This window comes from Aulosira sp. FACHB-615 (assembly GCF_014698045.1).
Lineage (GTDB): Bacteria > Cyanobacteriota > Cyanobacteriia > Cyanobacteriales > Nostocaceae > Nostoc_B.
Map to the genome: position 1 here is coordinate 43999 of NZ_JACJSE010000018.1, position 14621 is coordinate 58619.

General features: G+C 38.6%; 7 protein-coding genes and 1 riboswitch. Of the genes, 3 read left to right on the forward strand and 4 right to left on the reverse strand.

What is annotated here, in order from left to right; genetic code table 11:
• Nucleotides 1–506 precede the first annotated feature (506 nt).
• Genes H6G77_RS35385 through H6G77_RS23510 form a run of 3 tightly spaced genes read right to left on the reverse strand, consistent with a single transcriptional unit; the run spans nt 507 to nt 7817 of the window.
• Complete coding sequence (locus H6G77_RS35385; RefSeq protein WP_199331618.1) at nt 507–3632, reverse strand: C1 family peptidase; 3126 nt, start codon at nt 3630–3632, stop codon at nt 507–509.
• 31 nt (nt 3633–3663) lie between these two features.
• Entirely contained in the window at nt 3664–7260 is a 3597-nt protein-coding gene (locus H6G77_RS23505; RefSeq protein WP_190872874.1) for a WD40 repeat domain-containing protein, read from the reverse strand.
• Nucleotides 7257–7817 carry a hypothetical protein gene (locus H6G77_RS23510; protein WP_313933873.1) on the reverse strand — a complete coding sequence of 187 codons (561 nt, stop codon included), beginning with the start codon at nt 7815–7817 and terminating at the stop codon, nt 7257–7259. The genes H6G77_RS23505 and H6G77_RS23510 overlap by 4 nt, the downstream gene beginning before the upstream one ends.
• Nucleotides 7818–8862: 1045 nt before the next feature.
• Here H6G77_RS23510 and H6G77_RS23515 point away from each other — a divergent pair.
• The gene (locus H6G77_RS23515) at nt 8863–9942 is read left to right on the forward strand and encodes an ATP-dependent 6-phosphofructokinase (RefSeq protein ID WP_190591842.1); all 1080 of its coding nucleotides are present in this window, start codon (nt 8863–8865) and stop codon (nt 9940–9942) included.
• A gap of 509 nt (nt 9943–10451) precedes the next feature.
• Here the strand turns inward: H6G77_RS23515 and H6G77_RS23520 are convergent.
• Entirely contained in the window at nt 10452–12140 is a 1689-nt protein-coding gene (locus H6G77_RS23520; protein WP_190872875.1) for a DUF262 domain-containing protein, read from the reverse strand.
• Nucleotides 12141–12347: 207 nt separating this feature from the next.
• A riboswitch (cobalamin riboswitch) is annotated at nt 12348–12477 on the forward strand.
• A gap of 45 nt (nt 12478–12522) precedes the next feature.
• On the opposite strand from H6G77_RS23520, the gene cobG reads away from it, so the two are divergent.
• Nucleotides 12523–13992: a precorrin-3B synthase gene (gene cobG, locus H6G77_RS23525; protein ID WP_242049291.1), complete on the forward strand. Its 1470-nt coding sequence runs from the start codon at nt 12523–12525 to the stop codon at nt 13990–13992.
• Between the two features lie 2 nt (nt 13993–13994).
• Entirely contained in the window at nt 13995–14621 is a 627-nt protein-coding gene (locus H6G77_RS23530; RefSeq protein ID WP_190872877.1) for a precorrin-8X methylmutase, read from the forward strand.

Consider the following 14621-nt stretch of genomic DNA (forward strand, 5'->3'; position numbering starts at 1 on the left):
TCTTAAATGTTGTTTTAAAAGTGGTTCGTTGTGTTTATTAGCACTTCTTGATCCCCCCTAACCCCCCTTAAAAAGGCTACGGTGTACACACAAGTACTATCAGCAAGGGTTTCAGGCGTTATAGACCCCTTGAATTGTCATTACGAGCGCAGTGATAACGGAGCGAAGTAATCGCATAATCCCGTAGTTTTGGCGATTGCTACCCTGCGGGAAGTCTTACGCCTACGTCGTTCCTCCTCGCAATGACAGGTTTTCAAAGCGATCGCAAAACCGAAAGCTAGACGATGAAACCAAACGTTAGGTAGGATTTCAAGACTTGTGTGTACACCGTAGCCTTAAAAAGGGGGGAAATACTTCAAAGTCCCCCTTTTTAAGGGGGATTTAGGGGGATCTAAAATGTTTTGCTACCAACAAGAAGACTTTTAAAACATCCTCTTACACCCATTTTCAACAGATAACCTTTGTGGGTAACTACTGGAATTATTCACTAGTTGGTGGAAGTATACTTATTTCCCTTGTCCCTTTGGAGTTTGCCCATCCCCCACATTATCTCCTTTATCTGCATTCCAAGCACTTGCGCCCGCGCCGAAACGGCCAGTTGCTAACCATTCGGCTTTGAGGAGTGACCACCAATCAGCTGTGAGTCCTCTAATAATGTAATCATAAGGCATCCAGCCGTAGCCACCTTGACCCCAACGATTTCCCCAAGAGTTGCGAATTAGCAAAGCTCCTTCAAATCGCTCACCATCTTCATTTTCGATAATCTTGCGGTCATGATAGCCAACTGCAACTACAGTATGACCACCAATGACTTTATCTCGTTTGCTGGGCAAAGGGATATGTCCTCTACTGAAATTCACTTCATCGTAGACGGAATTATAAAGGGTGAATCCAAATATACAAGGAATTTCAGAAACTAGCAGCAATTTGACTTGTGAGAGGAGTGCATATTTAGAGATTTGACCATCGTCTAAGCGGAAATATTTGATTGTTTTGTAATTTTCAGCAAAGGAGTAACAAAAAGATGTTGGTTCTTCATTAAACTTATCTTCATTGTAAGGCCAATACTCTTCTGGGCAAACTCCAAATGCAACCATCGCCTTCATTGTATCTCTTACAGAAGCTCCTGAATCTCCTTCTCGTTGCATCAAGTTACGGGTAACTTGGTAGAGAAACAAAGGAGAAGCATCTGTGTAGCTACCGCTACTCTTTTTTTGTGCATACTCTATTAAGGCAATTCCTGCATGGGCTGTGCAAGAATTTAAGGAACCTTGATCCTCCACAGGAGAACACCAGTAGCTTAAATCTACAAATTCTGGTAATGATAAAAATACGCTTTGCTCATTACTTTGCTCATTACTTTGCTCATTACTTTGCTCATTACTTTGCTCATTACTTTGTTTATTTGTTGTCTCATCTATTTTTGCTTTTTCTATCTCTGTTTTAATCTGCTGACGGAGATTGCTACTAATCGGAAATAACAAACTATTGTTTAGTTTTTCTAAAGACTTTTTGCTAGTTTTATCAGCTTTTTTTTCTGGAAATTCCCCCCCTCCAAGTAACAATGATAGTTGAGAAGCACTAATTTGAAACAAAGGCTTTTTCAGGGGCTTATTGTTTAGGGGTTTATTAGTAGCTCTAGACTTGGGAGCCAGAAAACCAAAAGTTTGAGTAGAGTCAGAGGTCTCGCTACTGCTCTTGCTACTTTTCAAGATAGATTGGATTTCTTTGAAGATAGAGTCAATTTTTGTCTCAAAATTTTTATAATCCCATTTTTGCCAATATATTTCATTTATCAAGCTATAATCTTGGGCTATTGTGACATTATATTCCCCCATCGTTTCTCGAATTATTTTTCTGATATTGTCTTCGGGATTTTCTGTGTTCTTGCTTTCTTCTGAATCTTCTTGTTTCTTTTTCAAGAAAGACCGAATTTTAACTATTCCGTCTTCCACAGCTTTGCTTAAGTTATTGTATTGGCCTAATGGCATTAATACTTGCAGTAAAATTTTATTTAATTCTTTTAATAATGGTAAAGCTTGATCATCATTATTATTTTGCAAGAAAAGATTTATTTCTTTTTTATTGGCTGATGAATTATCTCCGTTTTTTTTTGCCTGCTGCTCATATAATTTATTGATCAATAATTCCTTAACCATGCTCGGAATTGGTGCCGATATAGTTATTTCTATTTTTTGGAATAGAGATTCTGGGATTATGGGTGGACAAACTGTATATAGCAATCCCATTAAATACTTAAGCTTACTAATGCTTGGTTCTATTATACTTGTAGTTATTTTCTCTAGTTTATTCTCACCTTTATTACTAAAATCTATTCCTAAATATTCTATAATGCCTTTATAGTTTTCAATTTTAATGTTTTTAAATTCACTTAATTCATAAGCACTAAATCCGATTTTTACTAAGCTTTTTTGAAAATCATTGATAAAAAATTGGAATTTTTCATTACTTTTAATAGCTAATATTATTATTACGATTTCTGCTATACATTTGATTATTTTTTGGAAAGGGGGCATTATTAATCCATTTTTTATTTGTTGTAATATAAAATCTAAATTCTCATTGTTTTCGAGGATTTTTGATATTTGTTGTAATATAAAATCTAAATTCTCATTGTTTTCGAGGATTTTTGATATTTGTTGTAATGTAAAATCCGAACTCTCATTGTTTTCGAGGATTTTTGATATTTGTTGTAATATAAAATCTAAATTCTCATTGTTTTCTATTTCTGCTTTTATAGAATTAAGATTATTTATAATTATATACAAGTATAAGGCTATTACGCCTTGGTAATATTGGACTGTTTCTATTTTTATTTCTGAGCTATTGTCTTGTTTTACTTGCCGAACATTGTAGTTATCGATGTTTTTTAAAAATGGCAATAAGTATTGAGTGAAAGTATCTTCTTTTAGAAAACATAATAAATATTTAATGGAAATATCTTTTTCATAATTGTCATATAATGTTTTTTTATCTTGATATCTATCTATAATTATTTTTTTGTATTCTTCAGCATTCACAGCAATTAATTCCATAAATTCCTTTTCTATATCACGAGTAATATCTGCGCCTAATGCCAATAGCTTTAAAGCGTCCATATCATCTTTATCTATAGAACCATCATGTTCTTGAGAACCATTCTTTTTTAAATATGGTTGATGTTTTAAGACTTGTCTAACGGCTTCACAAGTCTGTTCATCAAATCTTGTGTCGCTTATTGCTGGTGTATACGTGAACTTCTTATATTTGTTATTTTCTTGAAATACTTTCCATGTGGAAATAATACGTTGTAAATAATTTTTAATCAGTAAAACTTCTGAGTCAGACATTCCTTCTTTTAGAACATTATTCATTTCTACATTTACAAAATGGAATTCGCCTGAAAGCTGATTTATTAGTTTATTTATATCGTCAGTATTCTCGTGATTATTCTTTTGTTGCTGTTCAATAAGTTTTAATGCTTTACGCAAAGTGTCAGCGAGGCTCTCAACATCAGCATTAGAGCCTTGAGTTTGAACTTTGTTCGATAAACTTTTAATTTCATCATTATCTAATGTAAAGTCTCTAACATCGGGGTAATCGGGAATCCAGCCTGTTCCTTTCTTTGTCATTTTCCTTCTCCTTATAAAAACAAAATTGAGTTTAATTACAGAAGTTTTGTGAAACTTCTGGGTGAGTTTTTAGATAATCATGTATCTGTTGACATCCTTGTTTCAACAACCTCGGCAAACTTAAATCAGATACATTCCAAAGCAATACCAATCTGTCTTTTCCAGCAGAGGCTAAAAACTTGCCATCGGGGCTGAAATTCACAGCGTTGACTTCCGACTGATGTCCCCTCAAAGTTGTGATTAAGGTTCCACCTGTCCGCCAAAGTTTGATAGTTTTGTCACTACTAGCAGAAGCGATCATCGCTTTTCCATCGGGACTGAAGCTCACATCAAGAACCGCCGCCGTATGTCCCTTTAGGGTTTTGATCAGTTTTTCCTCTAAACTCCACAGTTTGATTGTCCCGTCAGCACTAGCAGAGGCGATGGTTTTGCCATCGGGGCTAAATTTGACATTCCAAACTCGGTCTGTGTGTCTCCTTAAAGTTCTCAGTTCTTTACCATCAACTCCCCACAGTTTCACTGTCTGATCATCACCGCTAGTAGCGATGATTTTGCCATCGGGGCTAAAGCTGACACCTAAAACTCTGCCCTTGTGTCCTTGAAGAGTTTTCTGTTGTTTACCGTCTAAGCTCCAAAGTTTAGCTGTTTGATCATCACTAGCAGAGGCGATTGTCTGTCCATCTGGGCTGAAGCTGACATTATTAACGCGATCTTGATGACCTCGTAATATTCTTAATTCTTTCCCGTTAGCATCCCAGAGTCGGATAGTATAATCACCACCAGCAGAGGCTATGGTTTGGCCATCTGGACTGAAACTCATACCATACACACTGCCTTGATTTGTTTTGCGGGTAAAGAGTAAATTACCTTTTGGACTCCAGAAGTAAAGCAAATCGCCCTTACCAGCACTGACTACTTGCTTCCCATCAGGGCGGAAATTGACACCAGTTGCCGCATCTTGATGTCCATTCAGAACAGTCAGCCACCGGCGATGGACTTGCCAGAGCTTGGTAATGTTATCGTTACCAGTTGTGGCGAGAGTTTGTCCATCAGGGCTAAAGGTCAAGCTAGGAATTGCGCCATCATGAGCTGCCCAGGTATCTAATAATTTGCCATCTTGCGTCCACAGCCTGACATTTCCGTCAACACTACCAGAGGCAATCTGTCCATCTTTACTGAAACTAACACTATATAGTTTTTCTGGATGGGAAAGGCTTTTGATTAGTTTCCCATCGGAACTCCAAAGTTTAACTGTTTTATCTAGGCTGGCAGTTGCTAATATTTTTTCATCTGGGCTGAAAGCTGCACTCATCACAGTGTCAGTATGTCCAGTCAGGGTTTGCAGTAGTTTGCCATTTTGTGTCCAAAGTTTGATAGTGTTGTCACCACTAGTAGTAACAATCTGATTGGTTTTGGGATGAAAAAGCACCTGCATCACCCATGAGCTATGTCCATTGAGGGGATTAATGGGATTAATTTTTGTACCGTCAATACGCCATAGTTTGGCTGTGTAATCATTGCTCCCAGCAGCAATAGTCTTACCATCCGGGCTGAATTTTACACTTAACAACCAGCTTTTATGAGCTTCAATCGTCTTAATTAGATTACCATTGCGATCCCAAAGTTTGACTGTGCTATCTTGACTAGCTGAAGCCAGCATATCCCCCTTGGGGCTAAAACTCACACTCATAACGGGTTTTTTATGCCCCAAGAGAGTTTTGATCAGTTTACCGTCTGCTTGCCATAGCTTGATTGTGTTATCGTAGCTGGCGGTGGCAATCATTTGGCCATCGGGGCTAAAACTCACACTTTGAACAATACTTTGATGTCCTTGCAGACGGTTGCGTTCTCTTGTCCAGTAGACTGCTTGTCCTAACTGGGCTTGTATTTCTGTTTGCAATTGTGGATTAGTGTTGCTTAAAATCAGCGATTGATAGCGTTTGGCCGCATCCAAAGCACTTAAGAGGGCATCAAACTTAGCTTTATTAGCAATAGAACGGGCTTCGGAACTTTGATTCAAAGCAGAAATTTGTCCTGTTTCGGCTCTATAGTACTGAATTCCGGCTAAAATGGCGAATAATGACACCACCGTAGAAAAGGCCGAGAGTACGATTATGCTGCGGCGGCGTTGACGATCGCGTCTTTTGACACTAGCATCAATAAACTCGGCAGTTTTCTCACTAAATTTACCCAATGCTGGGTTCAAAGCTGGGTTTTGTCGCAGTTCTACAACTTTTGCTAACTTTGATCCACTCCACAGTTCATCGTCATTTTTCAAAGTCTGCCAATGTGCAACATCATCATTAAGTCGGTTAAAAAGTGCGATCGCCTGACGATTTTCCTCAATCCAGGTGTTGAGTGTTGTCCAGGATGTTAACAAAATTTCATGGGCAATTTCTACTGTAGATACTGGCGCTGTTGTTAGGCGATCGTGTAGGGTTTCTTGAGGCGCATTGCTTACCAATAGATTTTCATCGATCAACTTCCTCAATACACTTTGCTCTAGTTCCTCGCTAAACTCAAAACGATTAGCCCGTCTGCGAACTGGCTTCCAATCGCTACTTGATTCCGAATCTCCACCAATATCTACCAATTTGAGGAAAATTTTCTGAGTTGCTAATTGTTCTGGTTGAGAAAACGCACCATAGATTTTATCTATATGTTCTTGCAGCGCACCTCTCACCCCACCTAACATCCGGTAAGTATTCAAATTTAAAGTCCGGTCATTAATACTACCAGTTTTAACTTCTGTCTCCCACAAGAGATTGAGAGTGTACTGCAATAAAGGTAGATATCCAGCTTGCCCTTGAACATCTTTAATGATTTCCTCTACCAAGCCCGTTTCAAACACTACCCCATGATGAGCCGCAGGTTGTTCAATTGCCAAACGCAACTCATCTTGTTGCATCTCTGCAATTATAGGACGATGGTTATCTGTAGCTTTTACTAAGGCAGGATAAGGGCTGAATCTGTCAAGAAAATCAGCCCGCATAGTTGCCACAATTTTAACATTAGAAACATTAATTTTACTTAACTGCACTAAGCTAGAGATAAACTTATTCCGTTTTTCTGGCTGAGTTGTAGTAAATAATTCTTCAAACTGGTCAATTAAAATAAACCAGTAATCATCAGGCTGCTTGAGCCTATTGACTACTTCTGTTAAGGTGTCAGTTTCAGCCTCTCGCGCCATCTGGACTGCTGATTGCTTATATTTACTCAGCAAACTTGCATAGAAAGATTCAAAGGGATCAATATCTGGCGTAAAAGTCAGTTTGACCAATTTTGTTCCCCATTTTTGTGATAACCAGGGAATTAAACCAGCACGCACTACTGATGATTTACCACTCCCAGATGCGCCTAAAAGCAAAATTAAATTGGTTTGTTGTAATTGATTAACTATACCTGTGAGAAACTGATCACGACCAAAAAAAATGTCTTTATCTTCTGGCTCAAATTTCTTTAAGCCTTTATAGGGTGAAGTCGCTCTAAATTCACGGGTTTTAATCTCAGCCACAGAAACTTGCAAAATCTGAGTTTGATTAAAGGTGACAACATTGCTGTCACCGATTGAAACATTACTAATATTTTGCTTCGTTTCATACTGATTATTAGTAGATTGGTTGCTCATATACCAACCCACACTCTAGCAACTAAAGGAGCTAGTTTCATCACAGGATCAGCTAGTTCCGCAACTCCTACTAAACCTTTTTTCAAGGCTTCTATACCTTGTTCTACTAAATTTTTATCTGGCTTTGGTTTCTTCAATTCTCCTTCAATTGTTTGTAGTGGCACTTCTAAAGTTTTCTTTTCAATCGAATTCAAAGTATTATTTGTATTAATATCCTGTTTTAATTTCTCTAGTAATTTCAGTGCTTCTTGTATCTCAGCATTCTGAATTTTTACCTCAGTCTGACTTTGACTGATATTACTTCCCCGGTCTGCTTGCAGTTGATTAAAGGCAATACCAGAGTTACCATTCCCAATATTAATCCCCTCAATATTCTGAGAATGAGACTCCACTGGTTTAGCCGCAGTCAGCATATTTCCTAACACGCTAGGTAGAGACTGTTGTAATTCCAATTTTTCTTCAACTGTCAGATTTTTGATAATTTCTAAAACTTCATTAACGCTATATTTTGGCATAAGGCGTGCATCCCATTTCTGTTGCAATGTCACTAAATTCACATACAAATTGTAGAATTTCGGATTATTTTCACCACAATCTTTTTGTACAGTGAAAAATTAAATTTAGTGGAGACATATTGCTGCCATCCACATTCGCCTTACCCACTTCAAGTTTGCAACAATTTGTGTTATTTGAGCCTAGAATTTCCTTGTGCTGCTTCTCGACTGAAGGCTAGAGAGTTCAGGCTTTACACCTATTGATGAACATAATTTGGTATGGCGACACATAACAAGTCACCGCACATCAGATCAGGCATGAAGTTAAATCGCTAATTCATACCTCTTCAGTTATTTAGTTATCTGCAAAAATAGTACTTAAATACTGTTTTTGTCGTTTCTATATATACAAGAACGTCTATGGTTCATCGAACAGCACTGAAAGATATAGTATCAGACTCTACAAATAAAAACTATAGGACTTTGATTTTATTTATAAATAAAACTGCAAGATAATACAGGAAAATCACAATACCATTGGCAAAATCAGAGGGTGAAGCCGTAGGTACTTTCATAGTAGACAGGACTTATTTAGAGACAAAGTAAAATATTATACGCGCTTTTTTGCCATAAAACTTACGCAATTGGCATATTTTTTCTGTAGGGTGTGTGACGCAACTAGAAGATGTGAACGTAGTTATCAGATTGATAGTGTCACGCACCAACCACCAATTGTGATACTTACGTAAGTAAGTCCTGGACAATATTCTGGCTCCTAGATATTATACAAGATCAAGTATTAAGACCTCAGTTGACAATAGTTAAAATTAGCAAAATTAAATTATAAAATACAACAAAGAATGAATTTTTGTTTAGAGAAAATAGTGCATACACAAATCATTCTAGACTTTGAAAGTAATGAAATAATCAAAACTATACTTTGAGATTGAGCTTATAGTCAGATGACAGTATAACTTTGCTGTTATCAGTTTGATGGTGTGATTTTGGGCTGAAATTAACCAAATTCATAGCATTTAATCAGATTTTTCAAGTGTTAGCTAACTCTGGTAGTGAGTGAAATTATTTCACGTTTGCAGTGTTCAAAAATATGGGTAAAAGTAAGCGTATAGGCATTCTAACTAGTGGCGGAGATTGCTCTGGTTTGAATGCAGTCATCCGAGCAGTTGTTCATTGTGCTAATGGTAAAGGTTGGGAAGTCTTAGGTATTCGACAAGCAACTCTAGGATTAATGGCAAGACCACCACAAGTTACTAAATTAGAAATCGAGCAAGTTGATCCGTTATTAACTTCTGGTGGCACAATGTTAGGCACTACTAATAAAGGTGATCCTTTTGCTTTTCCGATGGCTGATGGTAGTTTTTGCGATCGCTCATCAGAAATTATTGCAGGCTATCATCAATTAGATTTAGATGCGTTGATTGGCATTGGCGGGGATGGTAGTTTAGCAATTCTGCGTCGTTTAGCACAACAAGGCGGAATTAACTTAGTCGGTATCCCGAAAACCATTGATAATGATATCGGTATTACTGAACACGCCATTGGCTTTGATACAGCCGTTAATATTGCGACCGAAGCACTGGATAAATTACATTTCACCGCCGCTTCCCATAGTCGAGTCATGATCTTAGAAGTCATGGGTCGTGATGCGGGACACATCGCTTTAGCTGCGGGAATTGCTGGGGGTGCAGATGTGATTTTAATTCCCGAAATCCTCTACAGTATGGATGATATTTGTTATCACATTAAAAACCGTCAAGAAGACGGCAAAAACTATTGTTTAGTGATTGTCTCCGAAGCTGTGCGGACTCAAGAAGGGGAAACTCGCACCTTAACTAATCGCCTGGGTCAATCACGATATGGGGGAATTGGGGAATATCTAGCCGACCAAATTAGCGATCGCATCGGTGCAGAAACAAGAGTCACTGTCTTAGGACACATCCAACGCGGTGGTACAGCCTCACCCCTAGACCGATTAGTCGCCTCGGCTTTTGGTGTAGCCGCAGTTAATCTAATTGAGGAAGGTAAATATGATTACATGGTTGCTTGGCAAAATCGCCAAGTGATCACCGTACCCATCGAAGAAGCGATCGCACAGTACAAAGCCGTCAACCCCGAAGATACTTTGGTTCAAACTGCTCGTGGTTTAGGCATTTATTTAGGAGAATAGTCAAATTATCGTAGTGGACTGTCTAGACTAAAGTAGTGCAAAAATATCGTTCTTGTGGTGTGGGCATCCTGCCCGCACCGGACGGGCTAGAAGCCCATCCCACAAGAGAGTTGTAATGCAACATTTAAGGCTAGACACGCCAGTAGTGGCGTGGCAAGCCTTAAATGTTGCATTAAAAAATAGATTTTATCTGTGTTCATCAGCGTTTATCTGCGTTTTTATCCAAATCTAATGCACTACTTTAGCCTTGCCACGCCAGTAGGGTGTGTTAGGCGCAGATTGTGAGTAATTCAATTCATCACAAAAACTATATTCGAGCGCCTAACGCACCAATACTGAGGCGATCGCATTACTAAAACCTAATATTCAGGACTTACGCACAGGCTACGGAAGAACTAACCACAGAGGAGTCAGTCGCGTGGGCGGGTTTCCCGACTTGAGCGAACTGACGTAGCGCAGAGTTCACAGAGAAATAAGAGTTTGAGAGGTGTTTTGCGTAAGTCCTAATTTTATAAACGCCAAAGTTCTTTCAACTTGTCAATTAAAACTTTTTGCCGTTTTTCGATAATTTCAGATGTCCATTCTTTTTCCATCAATACTTGTGTAGTGAGTGCAAAATTACAAATACCTTTCTTCGTTGTAAAATATTTCTGCTTTTTAGTCTCAAAATCAAAGTTTTGAGCCATGCTATTTTTCGCAGAAGATAGTAAAACTAAATTACCTAACCGATGTACATATTTTTCCTTATCTTCCTGAGTAGGAAACAAGGTTAACCACTCACTATCAGCAGATGGATTTTGTGGTAGTACGTGTTCAACTGTAATATTAGAAAAAGTATAAGCAGGCTTTCCTTCAGCAAGGGCAGAATCTAAGCGCAGCAAAACATAACTTCTGATTTTCTTGATTAAATAAAGGTCGCCATTCAGAATTTTGAGGATATTTTCTTTTTCTTTAGAAGTCAATTGTAATGGTGAATCTGGCGTATACAAATCTTCTCGATTATCAATAGCGTGTAGTAACTTGCTATAACGTTCAATACGTTCATTGATATTAGCACGCTGAATCATTAAACAAGAAGCTAGTCTATCTAAATCTGAAAAGAATCGCAATAATAATTCAGGATTATGATAATTTTGCGATAAATAAAAAATAGCTGGTGGTATCCAATCAGAATTGTCAATAAGTTGCAACCATTGGAACAATATATTAATTTCATCTGTCCATAAACTTCCTTCGTAAACTTGATACTGGATGTCATAAAAAGCATCAGCTAAAGGCAGTAAAATCTTATCAATAAACTGCTGAGGATATTGCAGGGGAAATGCTTTAAAATTTTTATCAAAAAACTCCTTGAGTATACTTTCACGAAGTTTTGATTTACTGTAAATCATTCTAATATGGGAGAAAAGGCTTTTAAATATATCACGTCCAAGTTTCTCTTCAGTACCTTCCCATTTTTTACTGTAGTTTTCTTGTTGTTGAGTCATTATTTTACCGATAATCTCTGCTTTTAAAATATCAGCATGAGATAAATCCATACCCCGATTGTTCATAACAGAGAATATTCGATATGCAGAATCAATATCGGGAGTAGATACTATGACTAAGAAACATCGTCTAGTAATAAATTGAAGAAGACGTATTATTTGATTTTCAGGAAGATTTTGTAATTTATCTAAAAGTAGTAGTGTATTTTCCTTACAATTTTTACAGCTATCTGAAAGTTGTTTATTATTTAATTGTTTTAAGCCCTCAATACCTGATTCTGCTTGAATATATTCTTTAAAAAATTGTGCATCTCTTGGACGTAGAGTTAAACGATAAATATTTTTTTCTGGCTCAAAATCATCTTCTTGATATAAATATTTAGTAATTCTGTGTCTATATTCTTGAGATACAGATGCTCTCAAAGCAGCTAATAGGATGGTTAGTGTTGTAAGACGCTGTTGTCCATCGACAACTTGAGCATCTGACTTATTTCCTTTAATGAGTACAATACTACCTAAAAAGTATGGATTAATATCCTCAATCTTCTCATCACTATCTCCCAAAGCACTGATTAAATCTTCAAAAAGTTCTCCTGCTTGTTCCGTTGTCCAAGCATAAGGACGCTGATATAGAGGAATCGTAAAAATAAAATCTTCACTAAATACTTTGTGAATCGGAAGTTGATTAGCCTGAATGGTAAATGTACTCATGCGTATTTCCTTTAGCGGCGTAGTAGATTACACTGTCACTAAAGTTAGTTTTCCCAACTTGAAGAGCAATATTTGATAGCAGTACAGTTTATACAATCATATTTGATGTACGAAAATTGCACGGCTAAGATCCCCGACTTCTTAAAGAAGTCGGGGATCTGTAATTATTCACCAATCATTGATGAAAAAAATGTGAAGCATAGAGTATGGCGAAGACGGTCTCATGGTAAATTACTAAGACTTGGAGTTGGGAAACTCCGGTGAAATTCCGGGACTGTGCCGCAGCTGTGAAGGGAAATCCCAAGTCAGAATGCCAACTCCGGGTGTGTCTATAAGACATGATGATCTACTCTCTGCGTTGCACAGAGAAGGAGTTGAGACGTTGGTTTCAGGATTTACAGCCTGTCCGGGGTTATTCTACGCTACATCTGCTCAAGATGGAATTTTATCTCGCCTGAGAATACCAGGAGGGATACTTAATAGTAAACAATGTCAGGCGATCGCACAGATCGCAGATATGCAAGGTGGTGGTTATGTGGATGTCACAAATCGCGCCAACCTGCAAATCAGAGAAATTAGCCAGGGTATCAGCAGCGAAGTTTTACAACACCTGCAAAATTTGGGTATAGGGTCTCACAATTCGGCTATAGACCACATCCGTAATATTATGACTAGCCCAACAGCAGGTATCGACCCAGAAGAATTAATCGATACTCGCCCTTTAATTCAAAGCTGGGATGCTTATTTAGCAGCACATTCGGAACTATCAGCACTCTCAGCTAAGTTTAGTGTTTGCTTTGATGGCGGTGGGAAAGTTTCGGTAAGCGATCGCCTCAATGATATCCTGTTGAGGGCTGAGTTAATCAACACTCAAGTTTACTTCCGCTTATATCTAAGTTTCATCAAAAGCCAACCACCCATCAATACAGGAATTATATTGTTACCTGAACAATGTTTGTCTGTTTTGGCAGCTTTAGCAGATGTTTATTTACAACATACTGATATTCAACTTAGGCGCAAGCCACGGTTACAAGCAGTTATCAACAGTTTGGGATGGGAAAATTATCTTCAGCAAGTTGAACAGCGTTTAAGTTTTACTTTGCAGCGTTCTCAACTTTCCCCAACAACAAAGGAAGCAGGTTTCTGGCATATTGGGATTCATCCCCAACGCCAAGAAAATTTGTTTTATATTGGTGTCGTCTTACCCCTTGGTCGGCTAACAAGTCAGCAGTTGCGGCGTTTGGGCAATTTAGCAGCAAAATATGGTAGTGGAACCCTCAGACTCACACCTTGGCAAAATTTACTCATCACGGATATTCCCCAGGGGTGTGTGATTGATGTTCAAAATCACCTAACTGACTTAGGCTTAGATTTCACCGTCACTAATATTCAAAGTACATTAGTTGCTTGTTCTGGTAAACGCGGTTGTGCAGCTTCGGCTACCGATACTAAAAGTCATGCTTTAGCATTAGCCGATTATCTCAAAAATCGTGTTCAGCTAAATCGCCCGATTAACATTCACTTTAGCGGCTGTGCAAAATCTTGCGCCCAACCTCACACAGGTGACATCACTTTACTGGGTGTGAGCGATCGCAACATAGAAAGTTATCACATTTATGTCGGCGATCGTGATAGTCTCGAACAATTCGGTCAGAAAATCTATCAAGATGTGAGTTTTATAGAATTACCTGCACGGATAGAACAAATGCTCACAGTGTATAAAAATCACCGCCTGCACCATGACGAATCTTTTACCGAATTTGTCAATCGATACGAGACTACCCAACTAAAACAGTTATTTAAGATTTCCAACATCTGTGTTCATCTGCGCTCATCTGTGGTTGTTAATTGAAAATGTCCGACTATATCCGCAACGCTAACGAAATTTACCGTAATTCTTTTTCGATCATTCGGTCAGAAGCTAACTTAGATGCCCTGCCACCAGATGTAGCAAAAGTAGCTGTACGTCTAATTCATGCCTGTGGAATGACGGATATTGTAACTGACTTGGGATATTCACCCACAGCAGTACAATCAGCACGCGCCGCCCTCAAAGCTGGCGCACCAATTTTATGCGATTGTCGGATGGTGGCGGAAGGAGTTACGCGGCGGCGACTACCAGCCAATAACGAAGTTATCTGCACCCTGAATTATCCCGAAGTCCCAGAACTCGCCCAAACACTTGGTAACACAAGGTCAGCCGCCGCTTTAGAATTATGGCGATCGCATCTAGAAAATTCAGTTATAGCCATTGGTAATGCACCCACCGCACTATTTAGGTTACTCGAAATGCTGGATGAAGGAGCGCCAAAACCTGCCGTGATTTTGGGTTTCCCTGTGGGATTTGTCGGTGCAGCCGAATCAAAAGCCGCCTTAGCAGCAGATAGCCGGAATGTACCATTTATGACATTATATGGTCGGCGGGGTGGCAGTGCGATCGCCGCCGCCGCAGTTAACGCCTTGGCAACGGAGGAAGAATAA